The organism is Streptomyces sp. TG1A-8 (assembly GCF_030499535.1).
GTDB lineage: Bacteria > Actinomycetota > Actinomycetes > Streptomycetales > Streptomycetaceae > Streptomyces.
In genome coordinates, this window is sequence record NZ_JASTLB010000001.1 from 5,100,780 (window position 1) to 5,118,861 (window position 18,082).

15 protein-coding genes are annotated in these 18,082 nt (G+C 75.2%); 3 read left to right on the plus strand and 12 right to left on the minus strand.

Going from position 1 to position 18,082, the window contains the following annotated elements:
* Window positions 1–85 precede the first annotated feature (85 nt).
* From QQY24_RS22380 to lipB, 4 genes are all read right to left on the minus strand, one after another.
* Window positions 86–787: a DUF4191 domain-containing protein gene (locus tag QQY24_RS22380; RefSeq protein ID WP_301974486.1), complete on the minus strand. Its 702-nt coding sequence runs from the start codon at window positions 785–787 to the stop codon at window positions 86–88.
* Between the two features lie 60 nt (window positions 788–847).
* On the minus strand, window positions 848–1,045 hold the full coding sequence (locus QQY24_RS22385) for a hypothetical protein (RefSeq protein ID WP_301974487.1): 198 nt from the start codon (window positions 1,043–1,045) through the stop codon (window positions 848–850).
* A 236-nt stretch (window positions 1,046–1,281) separates the two neighbouring features.
* On the minus strand, window positions 1,282–2,247 hold the full coding sequence (gene lipA, locus QQY24_RS22390; RefSeq protein ID WP_301974488.1) for a lipoyl synthase: 966 nt from the start codon (window positions 2,245–2,247) through the stop codon (window positions 1,282–1,284).
* A gap of 111 nt (window positions 2,248–2,358) precedes the next feature.
* Entirely contained in the window at window positions 2,359–3,177 is an 819-nt protein-coding gene (gene lipB / locus QQY24_RS22395; protein WP_301974489.1) for a lipoyl(octanoyl) transferase LipB, read from the minus strand.
* Window positions 3,178–3,415: 238 nt separating this feature from the next.
* Between lipB and QQY24_RS22400 the strand changes: the two genes are divergently transcribed.
* Window positions 3,416–4,885, plus strand: coding sequence for a regulator (locus tag QQY24_RS22400; protein ID WP_301974490.1), 1,470 nt, complete (start codon window positions 3,416–3,418; stop codon window positions 4,883–4,885).
* Window positions 4,886–4,908: 23 nt separating this feature from the next.
* On the opposite strand, the gene QQY24_RS22405 is transcribed toward QQY24_RS22400, so the two are convergent.
* Together QQY24_RS22405 and QQY24_RS22410 are read right to left on the minus strand one after the other, a co-directional pair.
* The gene (locus QQY24_RS22405; protein ID WP_301974491.1) at window positions 4,909–6,273 is read right to left on the minus strand and encodes an NAD(P)/FAD-dependent oxidoreductase; all 1,365 of its coding nucleotides are present in this window, start codon (window positions 6,271–6,273) and stop codon (window positions 4,909–4,911) included.
* Between the two features lie 194 nt (window positions 6,274–6,467).
* Entirely contained in the window at window positions 6,468–7,361 is an 894-nt protein-coding gene (locus tag QQY24_RS22410; protein ID WP_301974492.1) for a TIGR01777 family oxidoreductase, read from the minus strand.
* A gap of 38 nt (window positions 7,362–7,399) precedes the next feature.
* Here QQY24_RS22410 and QQY24_RS22415 point away from each other — a divergent pair, with 38 nt between their 5' ends.
* Window positions 7,400–7,888, plus strand: coding sequence for a GNAT family N-acetyltransferase (locus tag QQY24_RS22415; RefSeq protein ID WP_301974493.1), 489 nt, complete (start codon window positions 7,400–7,402; stop codon window positions 7,886–7,888).
* Window positions 7,889–7,933: 45 nt separating this feature from the next.
* Here the strand turns inward: QQY24_RS22415 and QQY24_RS22420 are convergent, their stop codons facing one another.
* Complete coding sequence (locus QQY24_RS22420) at window positions 7,934–9,127, minus strand: MarP family serine protease (RefSeq protein ID WP_301974494.1); 1,194 nt, start codon at window positions 9,125–9,127, stop codon at window positions 7,934–7,936.
* Between the two features lie 211 nt (window positions 9,128–9,338).
* Here QQY24_RS22420 and QQY24_RS22425 point away from each other — a divergent pair, with 211 nt between their 5' ends.
* Window positions 9,339–10,211, plus strand: coding sequence for a peptidoglycan recognition protein (locus QQY24_RS22425; protein WP_301974495.1), 873 nt, complete (start codon window positions 9,339–9,341; stop codon window positions 10,209–10,211).
* A gap of 174 nt (window positions 10,212–10,385) precedes the next feature.
* Here the strand turns inward: QQY24_RS22425 and QQY24_RS22430 are convergent, their stop codons facing one another.
* From QQY24_RS22430 to sucB, 5 genes are all read right to left on the minus strand, one after another.
* On the minus strand, window positions 10,386–10,904 hold the full coding sequence (locus QQY24_RS22430; protein ID WP_301974496.1) for a DUF4240 domain-containing protein: 519 nt from the start codon (window positions 10,902–10,904) through the stop codon (window positions 10,386–10,388).
* Between the two features lie 79 nt (window positions 10,905–10,983).
* Window positions 10,984–12,051 (minus strand): YafY family protein, encoded by a 1,068-nt coding sequence (locus tag QQY24_RS22435; protein WP_301974497.1) that lies wholly within the window; start codon window positions 12,049–12,051, stop codon window positions 10,984–10,986.
* A gap of 114 nt (window positions 12,052–12,165) precedes the next feature.
* On the minus strand, window positions 12,166–14,868 hold the full coding sequence (gene aceE / locus QQY24_RS22440) for a pyruvate dehydrogenase (acetyl-transferring), homodimeric type (protein WP_301974498.1): 2,703 nt from the start codon (window positions 14,866–14,868) through the stop codon (window positions 12,166–12,168).
* 310 nt (window positions 14,869–15,178) lie between these two features.
* The gene (locus QQY24_RS22445; RefSeq protein WP_301974499.1) at window positions 15,179–15,802 is read right to left on the minus strand and encodes a GntR family transcriptional regulator; all 624 of its coding nucleotides are present in this window, start codon (window positions 15,800–15,802) and stop codon (window positions 15,179–15,181) included.
* 309 nt (window positions 15,803–16,111) lie between these two features.
* Complete coding sequence (gene sucB / locus QQY24_RS22450) at window positions 16,112–18,052, minus strand: 2-oxoglutarate dehydrogenase, E2 component, dihydrolipoamide succinyltransferase (RefSeq protein WP_301974500.1); 1,941 nt, start codon at window positions 18,050–18,052, stop codon at window positions 16,112–16,114.
* Window positions 18,053–18,082: the final 30 nt, after the last annotated feature.

Sequence of the window (18,082 nt, forward strand, 5' to 3'; positions counted from 1 at the left end):
CGGGGCGCGGTGGCGCACGGCGCAGGGGGCGGCCCCGGAGTGATCCGGGGCCGCCCCCTGCGCCGTGCGAGGAGGTCGGCCGCCGTCAGCGGCCCCTCGGGCCGCCCTTCGGCAGCTTCATGCCCTTGGGCATCGGCCCCTTCGGCAGCGGCATGTTGCTCATCAGGTCGCCCAGGGCGCGCAGCCGGTCGTTGGTGGCGGTCACCTGGGGGCCGGTCAGCACGCGCGGGTACTTCAGCATGGTCGTGCGCAGCTTCTTCAGCTCGACCCGGCCCTCGCCGTCGCCCACGATCACGTCGTGCACCGGCACGTCGGCCACGATGCGGTTCATCTTCTTCTTCTCGGCCGCCAGCAGGCTCTTCACCCGGTTCGGGTTGCCCTCGGCGACCAGTACGATGCCGGCCTTGCCGACCGCCCGGTGCACCACGTCCTGGCTGCGGTTCATCGCCACCGCCGGGGTGGTCGTCCAGCCCCGGCCGATGTTGTCCAGGACGGCCGCGGCGGCGCCCGGCTGGCCCTCCATCTGCCCGAAGGCGGCCCGCTCGGCCCGCCGGCCGAACACGATCGCCGTCGCGAGCAGGGCGAGCAGCAGGCCCAGGATGCCCAGGTAGACCGGGTGGCCGATCAGGAAGCCGATCGCGAGAAGGACACCGAGGGTGCCGATACCGACGGCCGCGAGTACGAGACCGATCTTCTTGTCGGCCTTGCGGGTCATCTTGTACGTGAGGGCGATCTGCTTCAGTCGCCCTGCGTTCGCGGCGTCCGCCGCGGGTTCCTTCCTCGCCATGCCACGAAGTCTACGTGTCCCCGGGAGTGCCGGTGACGACGGTCCCGGGGGGCCCCGGGTTCAGGAGCGGGCGGCGGCCCGCTCCAGGAAACGCTGCGCCTCGACCCGGTCCTCGGCGCGGCGGCGGTCCTCCAGGACGGAGGCCCAGGCGTTGCGGCGGGCGGTGCGCTGGCCGCCGCTCATGAGCAGCGACTCCACGGCGCGCAGCGCGCCGGTGAAGGACGGGATGGCGGTGGCGCGGACGGGCGCGGCCTGCATGGTCGAGGTCCCCCCTCGGTCGGGGCGTACGGGGCGTACGGGGCGTGACGCCAGTGTCACTGTTCGGTGTTACCAGTGCGTGACCGGCCGGTCAAACGCCGGTGAAGCCCCGGTGCGGGGGGCCCGGACGGCGACGCGGCCCCGGCTACCGCCCCCATCAGCGAGGACGGCCGGGACCGCGTCGGCCCGGCCGTTACCGGCCGGTAGGTTCCTGTGTGTGACTTCACACGCGCGGCTCACACCGCCTGGGCGGCGACGTACGCGCCCCGCTTCTCGACGGCCATCTGGTACAGGCGCCCGGCGCGGTACGAGGAGCGCACCAGCGGGCCGGACATCACGCCGGAGAAGCCGATCTGCTCGGCCTCCTCCTTCAGCTCCACGAACTCGTGCGGCTTGACCCAGCGCTCCACCGGGTGGTGGCGCACCGAGGGGCGCAGGTACTGGGTGATGGTGACCAGCTCGCAGCCCGCGTCGTGCAGCTGCCGGAGCGCCTCGCCGACCTCCTCGCGGGTCTCGCCCATGCCGAGGATCAGGTTCGACTTGGTGACCAGGCCGAAGTCGCGGGCCTCGGTGATGACCCTGAGCGAGCGCTCGTAGCGGAAGCCGGGGCGGATCCGCTTGAAGATCCGGGGCACGGTCTCGACGTTGTGCGCGAAGACCTCGGGGCGGGAGGCGAAGACCTCGGCCAGCTGTTCGGGGACCGCGTTGAAGTCCGGGGCCAGCAGCTCGACCTTGGTGCGCCCGCCCTCGCGGTCCGCGGTCTGCCGGTGGATCTGGCGGACCGTTTCCGCGTACAGCCAGGCACCGCCGTCCGCCAGGTCGTCGCGGGCGACGCCGGTGATGGTGGCGTAGTTCAGGTCCATGGTGACCACGGACTCGCCCACGCGGCGCGGCTCGTCGCGGTCCAGCGCCTCGGGCCTGCCGGTGTCGATCTGGCAGAAGTCGCAGCGCCGGGTGCACTGGTCGCCGCCGATGAGGAAGGTCGCCTCGCGGTCCTCCCAGCACTCGTAGATGTTCGGGCAGCCGGCTTCCTGGCAGACCGTGTGCAGGCCCTCGCTCTTCACGAGGTTCTGCATCTTGGTGTACTCGGGGCCCATTTTCGCCCGGGTCTTGATCCACTCGGGCTTGCGCTCGATGGGGGTCTGGCTGTTGCGGACCTCCAGGCGCAGCATCTTGCGTCCGTCGGGTGCGACTGCGGACACGACCGGCTCCCTAGCGATTGGTTCTTCGGCGTCCCCCAGGGTACGCCCGTGGATTCCGCGGCGGTCCGGCGCCGGTGCGGATGCGACCGGGGGGCCGCCGCCCCGGCCCGCTCAGACCCCGGACGGGCCGGCCGCAGCCGGTGTCCGGTCGATCTCCCGCGGCTTGGGGTCCGCGTTCTGGAGGACCTCGCGCAGGTGCCGCTCGACCACCGGCAGCGCCTCCTCGACCGTGACCTCGCGGCCCAGCTCGCCGGCGAGGGAGGTGACGCCCGCGTCCCGGATGCCGCACGGGATGATCCGGTCGAACCAGGCGTTGTCCGGGTTCACGTTGAAGGAGAAGCCGTGCATGGTGACGCCCTTGGCGACCCGGATGCCGATCGCGGCGATCTTGCGGTCCTCGCGGCGCTGGCCGGCGTTGGAGGGCGCGTACTCCGGGCCGTTCAGCCGGGGGTCGAACTCCTCGTCGTCCAGCCGCGGGTTGAAGTCCAGGGACAGCCCGCCGAGCGCGGGCCGCCGCTCGACCGGGTCGCCCAGCACCCAGACGCCGCTGCGGCCCTCGACGCGGGTGGTCTCCAGGCCGAACTCGGCGCAGGTGCGGATCAGGGCCTCCTCCAGGCGGCGCACGTGCGCGACGACGTCCACCGGGCGGGGCAGCTTCTGGATCGGGTAGCCGACCAGCTGGCCGGGGCCGTGCCAGGTGATCTTGCCGCCGCGGTCCACGTCGATGACCGGGGTGCCGTCCAGTGGGCGCTCGCTGTCCTCGGTGCGCCGGCCCGCCGTGTAGACCGGGGGGTGCTCCAGCAGGAGCACGGTGTCGGGGACCTCGTCGGCGAACCGGGCCGCGTGCACCCGGCGCTGCTCGTCCCAGGCCTGCTGGTACTCGACGGCGTCCGCGCCGAACCCCATGCGGATGAACCGCAACTCACTCACGGCAAGCGCCTCCCTCGGCGATGGGCGGGTCGGGCGCGTTGCGCGCCCACGTCACTGTACGTCCGACCGGTGTGCGTCAGCTCCGCGGGCAATCCTCACACGATCGGATGAATGCCCGGGAAAGTGTGCTGGTGTCCGCTCACCCTCCGCTACATTCGCGCCGTTCATAAGGCCAAAAGGGCTGCTCGCAGGCAATCCCGGCACTTCAGCAGCCGGAAGGCAGGAGACCGCACCGCAGATGACGGACCGACCCGCGCAGCGCACCCCCAACCGCCAGCTCGCCGCGCTCATCGCAGAGGCGGGGTTCTCCAACGCGGGTCTGGCCCGTCGCGTCGACCAGCTCGGCCTGGAACACGGGCTGGACCTCAGATACGACAAGACGTCGGTCACCCGCTGGCTGCGCGGGCAGCAGCCCCGGGGCACCACGCCCGCCCTCATCGCCGAGGTCTTCACCCGCCGGCTCGGACGCCGGTTCACCGCCCAGGACCTCGGCCTGGACGCCTGTGCGCCGGTGTACGCGGGGCTGGAGTTCGCGGCCTCCCCCGAGGAGGCCGTCGACATCGTCAGCGGGCTGTGGCGCAAGGACTCCGGCAGCCACGCCGAACTGCGCAAGATCGCCTTCACCCCGGCCGGGCTCGTCGTGCCCAGCCGGGACTGGCTGATCGGCAAGGCCGACGACCGGGTGGCCCGCGCGCCGGAGCTCCGGGTGCCCGCGCAGGGCCGCCCCGGCGCCGCCGGGCCCCGCCCGCGGGCCCCGCGCCCGCCGGTGCCGCCCCGCCTGCGCGGCCAGGCCGAGCGGGCCCCGGGCCACCGGGTCACCGGCGGCGACATCGCCGCGCTGCGCTCGGTCGGCGAGCTGTTCCGCACCCTCGACGACGCCTACGGCGGCGGCCACGCCCGGCAGGCCCTCGTGCGCTACCTGGAGCACGAGTGCGAACCGATGCTGCGCGGCAGCTACGACGAGCAGACCGGCCGCCGGCTGTTCGCCGCCGCCGCCGACCTCACCCGGCTCGCCGGCTGGACGTCGTACGACATCGCCGCGCACGGGCTCGCCCAGCGCTACTTCGTGCAGGCGCTGCGGCTCGCCCAGGCGGCCGGCGACCGCGTCTACGGCGCCTTCGTCCTGGTCACCATGAGCCGCCAGGCCGTCTACCTCGGCCACGGCAGGGAGGCCGTGCAGCTCGCCCGGGTCGCGCAGCAGGGGGTCGGCGGCGTCCCGCCGGTCGTCCAGGCGCTGCTGCACTCCGCCGAGGCCCGCGCGCACGGGGTGCTCGGGGAGGTGCGGGCGTGCACCGGGGCACTGGTGCGGGCCGAGCGCGCCCTGGAGGCGGCCCGGCCCGGGGACGAGGTCCCGCACTGGGCCCGGTTCTTCGACGAGGCGCAGCTCGCCGACGAACTGGGGCACTGCCACCGCGACCTGCAGCAGTTCCGGGCCGCCGCGCAGCACGCCGAACGCTCGCTGCGGCTGCGCGCCCCCTCCTACGCCCGCAGCCGCCTGTTCTGCCGGGTCGTCCTGGCCACGGCCCGCCTCGGCCTCGGCGAGCTCGACCAGGCCTGCGCGCTGGGCGCGGAGGCGGCGGGCCAGGCGGCGCAGATGCGGTCCGCCCGCGCGGTCGAGTACGTGCGGGACTTCGAACGCCGGCTGGAGCCGTACCGGGACGCGCCGCCCGTGCGGGGTTACCGCGAGAAGGTGGCGGCGCTGGGCTGAGCCCGGCGCGGCCCCGCCGCCCCTCACGCCGCGCGCGGCAGCCCCGCGGCCGTGGGCGCCGTGGGGAGCGAGTCCCCCGCTCCCAGGTCCGTCAGGACGGCCGACGCGGCCCGGTGGGCCGAGTGCAGGGCGCCCTGGACGCTGCTGGTGTCGCGGTGGTCGCCGCAGACGTACAGGCCCGCCAGCAGCCGCACCGGGCGCCGCAGGTCGTGCGGCGGGCGCATCGCCGGCACCGCCTCCGGCGTGTGGTGCACGGCCAGCGTCTCCCAGCGGCGCGTCGAGGTGCCGTAGAGCCGCGAGAGGTGCCGGCGGACGGCGGTGTCGACCCCGTCGGGCGGCGTGCCCAGCACGGTCGAGGAGATCAGCGTCCGGCCCGCCGGCGCCCGGCTCGGATCGACGTTGCTGAGCACCGCCGTGTGCGCGACCGGCCCGCCGCGGTCGGCGTCCAGCAGCAGCGAGGTGCCGGTCGACAGGGCCACCGCCGGGTCGTCCGTGGTGTGGTGGACGACGGTCACCGCGTGGAAGTCCGGCACCCGCAGCCCCGGCAGCAGCTCGGCCGCGGCCCGCGCGTCGGTCGCCAGCACCACCCCGCGGCAGCGGATCTCCCCGTGCTCGGCGGTGGTCACCGAGTTCGCCGACACGGACGTGACCCGCACCCCGGTGCGCACCGTGCCCGGCGGCAGCGCACGGGCCAGCAGCTCCGGCAACGCCTCCGCGCCCCCCTCCGGCACGCACAGCCGCCCGCTCGCGAAGGAGCGCAGCGCCAGATCGGCGCACCGGCTGGACGTGCTCAGCTCCGGGTCGCACAGCAGCGCGGCGAGCAGCGGACGCAGGAAGCCGTCGATGGTCCGGGCGGGCACCCCGCGGGCCGCGAGGGCCTGCGCGGCGGGCAGCTCGGGCCGGGACAGCAGGCGTTCGACGGGCGTCGCGGCGATCCGGCCCAGCGCGGCGCCGAGCCGGGCCCGGTCCACGGCGCCGCCCACCGGCGTCCCGGCCCGGCCGGGCGGGACCGCCGCACTTCTAGGGGCGCTCGCCAAGGCGCGCACCGCATGCAGTGCGCCCCTCGCGCTTCGCACGCCGGCCGGGGCGCCGGCCCGGTGCACGCGTCCGTCACGGTGCAGCAGGACGCCCGGCGCGAAGCGGCGCAGGACGAGGGAGCCGAGCCCCGGGCTCAGGCGGAGCTCGGGGCAGGACGTGGACAGCACCTGTCCGACGCGGTCGAGCCGGAAGCCGTCGACCTTCTCGGTCGCCATGCGGCCGCCGGCGCACGGGGCGGCCTCCAGAACGGTGGTCGTCACTCCTGCGCTGGTCAGCCGGTGAGCCGCCGAGAGACCGGCGATCCCGGCCCCCACGACGACGACGTCCACCTGGTACGCGGGCTCAAGCACGAGGCCCCTCCTGTGGGTTGCGCGGCCGGAGGGAGACGTCTTGCTCCCAACAGGCTCCGGGGATACCCGAGTTCGGCTTGAGGGTAGGGCCGTGATCGGTCGGCGGCAGTCGCGCACCGGCGGGGGCACGGTCGCACGGCGGTCGCATGCGGTCACAGCAGGCCTCAGAAGGCCGCAGGAGGTGCCTGGCGTCCTCAGGCGGCCCGGATCGCGTCCTCGATCCCGGGGAACGCGAACCGGAAACCCGACTCCAGCAGCCGCCTCGGCACCACCCGCTGGCTGCCCAGCACGTCCCCGGCCATCTCGCCCAGCGCCGCCCGCAGCACCGGCGCGGGCACCGGCAACAGCGCCGGCCGGCGCAGCACCCGCCCCATCGCCGCCGTGATCTCACGGTTCGTCAGCGGTTGCGGCGCGGTCAGGTTGAACGGCCCGGACAGCGCCCCGTCGTCGATGAGGTGCCGGATCGCGGCGACCTCGTCGTGCAGCGCGATGTACGACCAGAACTGCCGGCCGTCACCGATGCGCCCCCCGAGCCCGGCCCGGAACAGCGGGAACAGCCGGCCCCAGGCCCCGCCCCCGCGGGCGACCACCAGTCCCGTGCGCAGGAGCACCGTGCGCACGCCGGCCTCCCGCACCGGTGCCACGGCCCCCTCCCACTCCACGCACACCGAGGGCAGGAAGCCGTCGCCCGGCGGGGCGTCCTCGTCCACGGTCCGGTCGCCGGTGTCGCCGTAGACGCCGATCGCGCTGCCGTTCACGAAGACCCGCGGCGGCTCGGGCAGCGAGGCCGCGGCCTCGGCCAGCGCCGCCGTGCCCAGCACCCTGCTGTCCCGGATCAGCCGTTTGTACTCGGGCGTCCAGCGCCGGTCGCCGACCCCGGCCCCGGCCAGGTTGACCACCACGTCGCAGCCGGCCAGTCCGGCCGCGTCCACGTGCCGGCGCTGCGGGTCCCAGCGGACCTCGCCGTCGTCCCGGGGCGCACGGCGGACCAGGCGCACCACCTCGTGCCCGTCCGCGGTCAGGGACCGCACCAGGGCGCTGCCGATGAGACCGGACGCGCCGGCCACCGCGATTCGCGAACGTTCCATGCGTCCCATCCTGCGCCCCCGCCTCTAAAGTGGCCGTCATGCCCGACCCGTACATACGTGTCGCCCAGCTCGGCGACGACCCGGACCTCCGCCTCCTGGACCGTCTCACCTGGTCCCCGCTGCACGCCGTGACGCCCGAGCCGCAGCCGCCGTACCCGCCCTTCTTCTCCGGCCGGCACGCGCCGGACGACACCCTGGTCGCCGAGCTGGAGGGCCGCGTCGTCGGCTACGTCCGCATCGCCTTCCCCACCCCGCTCGCCGCCAACGCGCACGTCCGCCAGATCCAGGGACTCGCCGTCCACGACGACGTGCGCGGCAGGGGCGTCGGACGCGCGCTGATCCGGGCCGCGGTCGCGGAGGCCCGCCACCGCGGGGCGCGCCGCCTCACCCTGCGCGTGCTCGGGCACAACACCCCGGCACGGCGGCTCTACGCGTCCGAGGGGTTCGTGGTCGAGGGCGTCCTGCCGGAGGAGTTCTTCCTCCAGGGACGGTACGTGGACGACGTGCTCATGGGCCGCCCGCTGTGACCCGCCGGACGCGGCCGGGCGCCCCGCCGGAGGCGGGCGGGTCCCTCAGGACGTGACCGGCTCGCCCGTGTCCACCGGCGCCGTCGCGCGCGCCGCGCGGCCGGCGTCGCCGGCCACCTCGGCGGCCGTCAGCACGTACCCCGTCTCGGCGTCCGAGGTGGAGCGGGCGAAGACCATGCCGAACACCCGGCCGCCGGTGGTCAGCAGCGGGCCGCCGGAGTTGCCCGGCCGGACCGTCGAGCGGATGGCGTAGATCTCCCGGGTGACCGTGCGGTCGTTGTAGATGTTCCGCCCGGTCGCCCGGATCCGGCTCGCCACCGTCGCCGCCCGCAGGTTCAGGCCGCCGTTTTGCGGATAGCCCGCCACGACCGCCGCCTCGCCCCGGTCGGCGCCGTCGTCGAAGCGCAGCGCCGGGGCGCTCAGCCCGGGCACGTACAGCACCGCCACGTCGCGGTCCGGGTCGAAGAACACCACCCGGGCCGCGTACGACGGCCCGACCCCGCCCACCCGCACGCTCGGGTGGTCGATGCCCGCCACCACGTGCGCGTTCGTCATCACGTGCCCCGCGGCGTACACGAACCCGCTGCCCTCATGGCCCTCGGCGCCGAAGGCACCCTCGACCTTCACCGTGCTCCGCTTCGCCGCGGCCGACGCGGCGGGCGTGACACTGTCGCCGGTGGGCCGGGCCACCCGGGCCGTCGACTCGTTCTCGAACGGGTTGAAGACCTGCGGGAAGCCCGCCTGCGCCAGCGCGGAGGTGGCCCGCGAGAACCAGGCGGGCGTCGTCTCCGGCATCGTCCGCTGCACCGCGCCCAGCAGCGCCGAGTTCCGGACCGCCGTCGCCAGGGTCTGCGACGGGGCCGCGCCCAGCACGCTCGCCGCCACCCAGGCCACGATGAGCACCGCGAGGGAGTTCGCCGCCGCGCCCCCCAGCCCGTCCGCGACCCGCAGCGGCCCCCGGCCCTCCCGGTCCAGTTCCCGGCGCAGCCGCAGCGCCAGCCGGCCCGCCAGCTCGTGCCCCGCCACCGCCGGGGCCAGCACCGTCAGCACGGCCAGCGCGGTCGCCGCCGCCGAACCGCGCGCCACCGCGGCGGTCACCCACGGCAGCACCCACACACCCGCGGCCGCACCGCCCACGAAACCGGCCAGCGACACGCATCCGGCCACCAGCCCGCGCCGGTACCCGCTCGCCGCGTGGACGAGCACCACCAGCACGAGCACCAGGTCGAGCAGGTCCACGAAGCCGCCTCTCTCTCGGACCCCCGGCACGGGCGGGACGGGGCCGGTGCCCGGACCCGTGCGGGCGGGCGTCCCCGGACCCGGTGGCCGGCCGCGGCGTCCACGTGCCCCGTGTGCCCACATCCCCGGAAACGCTCTGACCGGGACGATGGTTCCTCCAGGTGGCACAGCACGCGTCGCGGGCGGCGCGGATCGGCCCGAGGGTGGGACCATGCGGGTCTTGCGAAGGGTGTCGGACACGTGGGCCGGGCGTGCCGCCCGCCTCCCGGGCGCCGTGCTGGTGCTGCTCGGGTGCCTGCCCGGGCTGGCCGCCGCCCTCGCGCTGGCCCTGCTCGCGCACAGCACCGAGGGCACCACCGCGGTCCGCCTCGACCCGCCCGCCCGGCACCCGGCGGGCCACCGCGCCGCCCGGCCGCGCATCGTGCCCCGCTCCGCCTGGTTCGGCCCGGCCGTCTCGCCGACCCAGCCGCCCCCGCACTACGACGACAAGGTGGTCGCCGTCTTCGTCCACCACACCGACACGCCCAACGCCTACCGGTGCGCCGACTCCCCCCGCATCATCCGGGACCTCTACACCGGCCAGACCCACGACCGGCGCTGGGACGACATCGGCTACAACTTCCTCGTCGACCGCTGCGGCACCCTCTACGAGGGCCGCGCCGGAGGCGTCGGCCGGCCCGTCACCGGCGCCCACACCCAGGGCTTCAACCACCGCACCACCGGCATCGCCGCCCTCGGCACCTTCACCGCCGGCGTCCCCGTCCCGCGCGCCATGACCGACGCGATCGCCGCGCTGGCCGCCTGGAAACTCGGCCTCTCCGGCGTCGACCCGCGCGACCGGGTCCGGCTGGTCTCCAGCAGCGGCCTCAGCCGCTACCGGGCGGGCAGCGCCGCCACCCTGCCCGTCGTGGCCGGCCACGGCGACGGCTACATGACCAGTTGCCCCGGCGCCGCCCTCCAGGCCCGGCTGCCCGGGATCAGGGAGCGGGCCGCCCGGCTGCAGGGCCGCACGGGCGCCGCGTGGCCGCAGCCGGTGCACAGTCCGCTCCGGGCCCGGCGCCCCGCGGTCGGCGCGCCACCGTGATCCGCGGCCCGGTCGCCGGCCCCGCGTCCGCGCCCGGCGGGGCGAACGCCGCCCCGCCGCACCACGCGGTGCGCTCCGGCCCGGCGGGACCCGCCCGCCCGGCCCCGCGCGCGGACGCCCGGCGGCGGGCGGGGCCGGCCGACCGCGCCGGACGCGGGGCCACCGCCGGCCGCGTCACCGCCCGAAACGCTCCCACAGCCGGGGGTAGCGCTCGGCGAGCGCCCGTGCGTCCTCCAGGTCGAACGGCGTGCCCGCCGGCTCGGCGGGCGCGGACGCGATGCCCAGGTCCGGGGCGACCGTGCCGGTCAGCTGTTCGTACGCCTCGTCCGCCGCGTAGCCCAGCTCCTCGCCGTCGCCGTCGACCTCCTCGTCGAAGTCGTCCAGCAGGTCGGCGAGGGAGTCCGGGTCGTGCAGGGCGCCCTCGTAGACCTCCCGGCCCTGCCCGATCAGCCAGCACCGGAAGTAGTCGAACGCGTCGTCGCTCGCACCGCCCAGCAGCAGCCAGGCGGCGCCCCACAGGTCCCAGCGGTAGGCGCGGTTGTAGCGGGCCTCGAAGTGCCGGGCGAAGTCCAGGACCAGCTCCGGCTCCAGCTGGACCAGCCGGTCCAGGAGCAGGTCGGCCTGTTCCCCGGTATCGCCCTCCGCGGCCTCGCGGGTGCCGTCCACCAGCTCCCAGAACTCCGTCTCGTCCATCACGGCTCCAGCATCGGGCCTGAGCGGGCGGGGCGCACGCGGAGTACGGGAGCGTGCGGGGATGCGCGGGGGATCGCCGTCAGGCGTCCGCACCCCGGGGCCGGCCGTCCGCGGGCCGGGAGGGGGCGCCCGCGCGCCGGGGCCGGGCGTCCGCGGGCCGCCGCCCGTCGTCGGCGGGCCCGTACAGCGCGGCGAGCCGGGCCGCGTCCCGCGCGAACCGCTGCCGCAGGCCCGCCGGCGCCAGCACCTCGGCCTGGGGCCCGAGCGCCGTCAGCTGGCCGTGCGCGACCTCCTCCGACTCCACCGGCACGGTGACCGTCACCCACCCCTCGCCGTCCGGCGCCCCGGCGCCGGCCAGCGCCTCCCGGGCGGCGAGCGGATCGACGGCGTGCGGCAGCCGGCGCACACCGTCCGGGGACAGCCGCACGACGACCTCGGCGCGCAGGAGCGACCGGGCGAACCGCTCGGCCTGCCCGGCCCAGTGCCCGGGCAGGTCGAAGTCCGGGTCGCGGCCGAAGCGCTCGCCGAGGGCGGTGACGCCGGTGAACCGGTCGATCCGGTAGGTCCGGTACGCCCCGCCGCCGGCCACCCTCGCGCACAGGTACCAGACGCCCGCCTTGAGCACGAGCCCGTACGGCTCCAGCCGCCGTTCCACGGGCCCGTCGCCGCGCCGGTAGACCGCCTCGACGAGCCGGTCGTCCCACACCGCCCCGGCGATCACGGGCAGCAGCGCGGGGGTCTCCGGCTCCCGGAACCAGGCGGGCGCGTCCAGGTGGAAGCGCCGGGCGGCGCTGTCCGGGGCGTCCCGCAGGGAGGGCAGCAGCGCGGCGGCCACCTTCAGCCGGGCGGCGGAGGCGGCGTCCGCCAGCCCCATCTCCCCGAGCGCGCCGGGCACCCCGCTCAGGAACAGGGCCTCGGCCTCACTGCGCGCCAGCCCCGTCAGCCGCGTCCGGTACCCCCCGATCAGCCGGTACCCGCCGGCCCGCCCCCGGTCCGCGTACACCGGCACCCCCGCCTCCGACAGCGCCTGGGCGTCCCGCGTCACGGTCCGCTCCGACACCTGCAGCTCCCGCGCGAGTTCGGCGGCGGTCATGGAGGGGCGGGACTGGAGGAGCAGGACCATCTTGATGAGTCGCGCGGCACGCATGCCCCCATGATGCCGGGACCGCCGGCACGGGGGCGGAAAACGAGCGCGGCACCGCCACTCCCGGCGGTGCCGCGCGCACCGGGTGCCCCCCGGTGCCCCCTGGTGCCCGCAGGCCTAGAGGCCGTACTTCTCCCGGGCCTCCTTCACGGCCGTCGCCCTGACCTCGCCGCGCCGGGCCAGCCGGGCCAGGGCCGCCACGACGATCGACGGGGCGTCGACGCCGAAGTGGCGGCGGGCCGCCTCGCGGGTGTCGGAGAGGCCGAAGCCGTCGGCGCCCAGGGAGGAGTAGTCCTGCTCCACCCACTGCGCGATCTGGTCGGGCACCTGGCGCATGTAGTCGGACACCGCCAGCACCGGGCCCTCGGCGCCCTGCAGCGCCCGGCGGACGAACGGCACCCGCTCCTCGCCGCGCAGCAGGGCCGCGTCGGCCTCCAGCGCGTCGCGGCGCAGCTCGGACCAGGAGGTCGCGGACCACACGTCGGCGGCCACGCCCCACTCCACGGCCAGCAGCCGCTGCGCCTCCAGGGCCCAGTGGATCGCCGTGCCCGAGCCCAGCAGCTGGATGCGCGGGGCGTCGGCCGGGACGCCCAGGCCCGCGGACTCCGCCGTGTTGAAGCGGTACAGGCCCTTGACGATGCCCTCGTCGATGCCGGGGACCTGCGGCTTCGCGGGCTGCGGCAGCGGCTCGTTGTAGACCGTCAGGTAGTAGAAGACGTTCTGGTCCTCGTCCGGCCCGGCCTCGCCGTACATCCGGCGCAGACCCTCACGGACGATGACCGCGATCTCGTAGGCGAACGCCGGGTCGTACGTCAGCGCGGCCGGGTTCGTCGCCGCGATCACCGGGGAGTGGCCGTCGGCGTGCTGCAGTCCCTCGCCGGTGAGCGTCGTGCGGCCGGCCGTCGCGCCGACCAGGAAGCCGCGGCCGAGCTGGTCGCCGAGCTGCCACATCTGGTCGGCCGTGCGCTGCCAGCCGAACATCGAGTAGAAGATGTAGAACGGGATCATCGCCTCGCCGTGCGTCGCGTACGACGTCGAAGCGGCGATGAAGTCGGCCATCGAACCGGCCTCGGTGATCCCCTCGTTGAGGATCTGGCCGTTCTCGGCCTCCTTGTAGTACATCAGCTGGTCGCGGTCGACCGGGTCGTACGTCTGCCCCTTGGGCGAGTAGATGCCGAGCGAGGGGAAGAGCGACTCCATGCCGAAGGTGCGCGCCTCGTCCGGGACGATCGGCACCCAGCGCCGGCCCGTCTCCTTGTCGCGGACCAGGTCCTTGACGAGGCGGACGAACGCCATGGTGGTGGCGACGTTCTGGGCGCCGGAGCCCTTGTCGAAGGAGGTGAACGCCCTGTCGGCCGGGGCCGGCAGCGGTGCGACCGGGTGGACGCGGCGGGCCGGGGCGGGACCGCCGAGGGCCGCGCGGCGCTCCTGGAGGTAGCGGACCTCGGGGGAGTCGGCGCCGGGGTGGCCGTAGGGGACCACGCCGTCGACGAAGTCGCCGTCCCTGATCGGCAGGTCGAGCAGGTCGCGCATCGCCTTGAACTCGTCCACCGAGAGCTTCTTCATCTGGTGGTTGGCGTTCTTCGACGCGAAGCCCTCACCGAGGGTGTGGCCCTTGACCGTCTGGGCCAGGATCACGGTCGGCGCGCCCCTGTGCTCGACGGCCGCCCGGTACGCGGCGTGGACCTTGCGGGCCTCGTGGCCGCCGCGCGAGACGTGGAAGCACTCCAGGATCTTGTCGTCGCCCAGCAGCTTCGCCATCTCGGCGAGCGCCGGGTCCTTGCCGAAGAAGTCCTCGCGGATGTAGGCGGCGCCGCGGGTCTGGTACGTCTGGATCTGCGCGTCCGGCACCTCGCGCAGCCGGCGTACCAGCGCGCCGGTGGTGTCGAGCTGGAACAGCTCGTCCCAGGCGGAGCCCCACAGCGTCTTGACGACGTTCCAGCCGGCGCCGCGGAACTGGGCCTCCAGCTCCTGCACGATCTTGAAGTTGGCGCGGACCGGGCCGTCCAGGCGCTGCAGGTTGCAGTTGATGACGAAGGTGAGGTTGTCCAGCTCCTCGCGGGCGGCCAGTGCGAGGGCCGCCGTCGACTCCGGCTCGTCCATCTCGCCGTCGCCGAGGAACGCCCACACGTGGGACGCGGAGACGTCCTTGATGCCGCGGTTGGTCAGGTAGCGGTTGAACCGCGCCTGGTAGATCGCGGAGAGCGGGCCGAGGCCCATGGACACCGTCGGGAACTCCCACAGCCACGGCAGGCGGCGCGGGTGCGGGTACGACGGCAGGCCGTCGCCCCCGGCCTCCCGGCGGAAGTTGTCCAGGTGCTGCTCGTTCAGGCGGCCGTCGAGGAAGGCGCGGGCGTAGATGCCGGGGGAGGCGTGGCCCTGGACGTACAGCTGGTCGCCGGAGCCGTCGCCCTCCTTGCCCTTGAAGAAGTGGTTGAAGCCGGTCTCGTACAGCCAGGCGGCGGAGGCGAAGGTGGCGATGTGCCCGCCGACGCCGTACTTGCTGCCGCGGGTCACCATCGCGGCCGCGTTCCAGCGGTTCCACGCGGTGATGCGGGCCTCCAGCTCCGGGTCACCGGGCAGGTCCGGCTCGGCGGAGGTGGGAATGGTGTTGACGTAGTCGGTCTCGAGGAGCTTCGGCAGCGCGATGCCGCCCGCCTCGGCGCGCTCCAGCGTGCGGCGCATCAGGTACGCGGCGCGGTGCGGCCCGGCCTCCCTGGCGACGGCGTCCAGGGAGGCCTGCCACTCGGCGGTCTCCTCCGGGTCGCGGTCCGGGAGCTGGTCGAGCGCGCTCGGCTGGATGGCGTGGGGGTCGGTCATGTCGCCGCCTTCCTCAGTCGAAGGGGGTTCCCTCGTCGGTGAGGGTCTGGGGGTGCCCTTGGTCTTTGGCAGGACAGGGCTGGACTCGGGTGGAAGTCCGTCGGCGACTGTAACCCTCTGATCGATGATCGATCAAAGGGTTGAGGGGCAAAACTTCTCGAAACCGAGAAAGTCGGCACGGGGTGTCTCCGGCAGTGGCACCGGGTGACGTGATAGTGGGGCTTTCTCGCAGGTGGGACGGCGTCTGAGCGCGGATGCGCTCTCGTGATCCGCTCGGACGGGCGGGGAGGGCGGGACGGGTGAGGCGGGCTCAGGGCCTCGGCGCACATCCCAGGACGTGTGCCTTCACCAGCTCCGCGATGCGCGGGTCCCGGCGCTTGAACGCCTGGACCAGCTCCTCGTGCTCCTCGGCGTACGACTGCTGGACCGTGCCCAGCCAGCGGATGGACAGGGCGGTGAACACCTCGATGCCCAGCCCCTCCCAGGTGTGCAGCAGCACCGAGTTGCCGGCCGCCCGGACCAGCTCGCGGTGGAAGCCCACGGTGTGGCGGACCTGCGCCGTGCCGTCGGCCTCGCGGTCGGCCTCGTAGAGGGCCAGGACGTGCGGTTCCAGGGCCGAGCAGTCCTGCGCCAGCCGCTGTGCCGCCAGCTCGGCCGCGATGGCCTCCAGCCCGGCCCGGACCGGGTAGCTCTCCTCCAGGTCGGCCGCGGTCAGGTTCCGCACGCGGACGCCCTTGTTCGGGGCCGACTCGATCAGCCGCAGCGACTCCAGCTCGCGCAGCGCCTCCCGCACCGGCGTCTGGCTGACTTCCAGCTCCGTCGCGATCCGGCGCTCGACGATCCGCTCGCCCGGCTGCCAGCGCCCGCTGACGATCCCCTCCACGATGTGCTCGCGGATCTGCTCGCGCAGCGAGTGGACGACGGGCGCGGTCATGAGGGCTCCTTCGGAAGGGCTTTGACCTTTAGACAATAAGGCCGGACGCCTGGCTGGGAAGGGGGCGCGAGGCGCTTTCGCGCAGGTGAGACGAGACTTACACGACGTGCGGCGGGCAGCGCGCGGTGAGCGGCGGGCAGTGCGTGGTGAGCGGCGGGTAGTGCGTGGTGAGCGGCGCGCGGCGCGTGGTGTGCGGCGCGCGGCGCGTGGTGTGCGGCCGGCCGCACGGTTCGCGCGCACCGCGCAAAGACGGGTGCCCCCGCCCGGGAATCCGGGCGGGGGCACCGACGTCAGGGCCCTGAGCGGCGTCTACAGGCCGAGCTCGACCTCGAACTCGCCCGCCTCCAGGATGGCCTTGACCGCCGTCAGGTAACGGGCCGCGTCGGCGCCGTCGACCAGGCGGTGGTCGTAGGAGAGGGTCAGGTAGGTCATGTCGCGGACGCCGATGACCGTGCCCTCCTCGGTCTCGATGACGGCCGGACGCTTGACCGTGGCACCGATGCCGAGGATCGCGACCTGGCCCGGCGGCACGATGATCGTGTCGAACAGCGCGCCGCGCGAACCGGTGTTGGAGATGGTGAAGGTCGCGCCGGACAGCTCGTCCGGGGTGATCTTGCCGGCGCGGACCTTGCCCGCCAGCTCGGCCGTGGCCTTGGCGATGCCGGCGATGTTCAGGTCGCCCGCGTGCTTGATGACCGGGGTCATCAGGCCCTTCTCGGAGTCCACCGCGATACCGACGCTCTCGGTGTCGAAGTAGGTGATGGTCCCCTCGGCCTCGTTGATCCTGGCGTTGATGACCGGGTGGGCCTTCAGCGCCTGCGCGGCGGCCTTGACGAAGAACGGCATCGGGGAGAGCTTGACGCCCTCGCGGGCGGCGAAGGAGTCCTTCGCCCGGGCGCGCAGCTTCATCAGACGGGTGACGTCGACCTCGACGACCGAGGAGAGCTGGGCCTGCTCGTGCAGCGCCTTGACCATGTTGTCGCCGATGACCTTGCGGATGCGGGGCATCTTGACGGTCTGGCCGCGCAGCGGGGAGGCCTCCAGCGCCGGGGCCTTCTTCGCGGCGGCCGGCGCGGTGGCGGCCGGGGCCGCGGCCGGAGCCGGGGCGGCGGCCTTCACGGCCTCGGCCGCGGTGACGACGTCCTGCTTGCGGATGCGGCCCCCGACGCCGGTGCCCTTGACGCTGGACAGGTCGACGCCGTTCTCGGCGGCGAGCTTGCGCACCAGCGGGGTGACGTACGCGCCCTCGTCGGTCGCCCGGGCGGCCGGGGCGGAGGCGGCCGGAGCCGGGGCGGGCGCCGGGGCGGCCGGGGCCGGGGCGGGCGCCGGGGCGGCCGGGGCCGGGGCGGGCGCCGGGGCGGTCTGCTGCTGCGGGGCCGGAGCCGCCGGGGCCTGCGGGGCCGGGGCGGCGGGCGCCGGAGCCGCGGGGGCGGCCGGGGCAGCGGCGGCGGGCGCGGGGGTGGCCGGTTCCTGGGCCGGGGCCGGGGTGGCCGGAGCCGGGGCGGCGGGCGCCGGGGCGGCCGGTTCCTGGGCCGGGGCCGGGGTGGCCGGTTCCTGGGCCGGGGCCGGGGCCGGGGCGGCCGGAGCCGGAGCGGCGCCCGGGGCGCCGATGACGGCGAGCTTGGCGCCGACCTCGGCGGTCTCGTCCTCGTTCACCACGATCTCCAGCAGCACGCCGGAGGTGGGCGCCGGGATCTCGGTGTCGACCTTGTCCGTGGAGACCTCGAGCAGCGGCTCGTCGGCCTCGACGGAGTCGCCGACCGACTTCAGCCAGCGGGTGACGGTGCCCTCGGTGACCGACTCGCCGAGCGCGGGCAGGACCACGTCCGTGCCCTCGGCGGAGGAGCCGCCGGCGGTGGCCTCGGCGGTCGGGGCCGGCGCCGGGGCCTCCTGCTCCGTGGAGGGGGCGGCCGGGGCCTGCGGGGCCGGGGCGGCGGGCGCCGGGGCCGCGGGGGCCTCGGCGGTCTCGGCGGTCTCGGCGGCGGGCGCCGGGGCGGTCTCGGGGGTGCCGGAGCCGTCGTCGATCAGGGCCAGCTCGGCGCCGACCTCGACGGTCTCGTCCTCGGCGACCTTGATGGAGGCCAGCACGCCGGAAGCGGGCGAGGGGATCTCGGTGTCGACCTTGTCGGTCGAGACCTCGAGCAGCGGCTCGTCGGCCTCGACGCGTTCGCCCTCGGCCTTCAGCCAGCGGGTGACAGTGCCCTCGGTGACGCTCTCACCGAGCGCCGGAAGGGTTACGGAAACCGCCATGGTTTCGGTTGCTCCTTACGAGTTGCGGAA

Coding starts and splice junctions, on each gene's coding strand:
- QQY24_RS22435 (WP_301974497.1), bottom strand. CDS start 12,051: ATGCGTGCCGCGCGACTCATCAAGATGGTCCTGCTCCTCCAGTCCCGC.
- QQY24_RS22410 (WP_301974492.1), bottom strand. CDS start 7,361: ATGGAACGTTCGCGAATCGCGGTGGCCGGCGCGTCCGGTCTCATCGGC.
- QQY24_RS22445 (WP_301974499.1), bottom strand. CDS start 15,802: ATGACCGCGCCCGTCGTCCACTCGCTGCGCGAGCAGATCCGCGAGCAC.
- QQY24_RS22430 (WP_301974496.1), bottom strand. CDS start 10,904: ATGGACGAGACGGAGTTCTGGGAGCTGGTGGACGGCACCCGCGAGGCC.
- QQY24_RS22415 (WP_301974493.1), top strand. CDS start 7,400: ATGCCCGACCCGTACATACGTGTCGCCCAGCTCGGCGACGACCCGGAC.
- QQY24_RS22385 (WP_301974487.1), bottom strand. CDS start 1,045: ATGCAGGCCGCGCCCGTCCGCGCCACCGCCATCCCGTCCTTCACCGGC.
- QQY24_RS22400 (WP_301974490.1), top strand. CDS start 3,416: ATGACGGACCGACCCGCGCAGCGCACCCCCAACCGCCAGCTCGCCGCG.
- aceE (WP_301974498.1), bottom strand. CDS start 14,868: ATGACCGACCCCCACGCCATCCAGCCGAGCGCGCTCGACCAGCTCCCG.
- QQY24_RS22380 (WP_301974486.1), bottom strand. CDS start 787: ATGGCGAGGAAGGAACCCGCGGCGGACGCCGCGAACGCAGGGCGACTG.
- sucB (WP_301974500.1), bottom strand. CDS start 18,052: ATGGCGGTTTCCGTAACCCTTCCGGCGCTCGGTGAGAGCGTCACCGAG.
- QQY24_RS22425 (WP_301974495.1), top strand. CDS start 9,339: ATGCGGGTCTTGCGAAGGGTGTCGGACACGTGGGCCGGGCGTGCCGCC.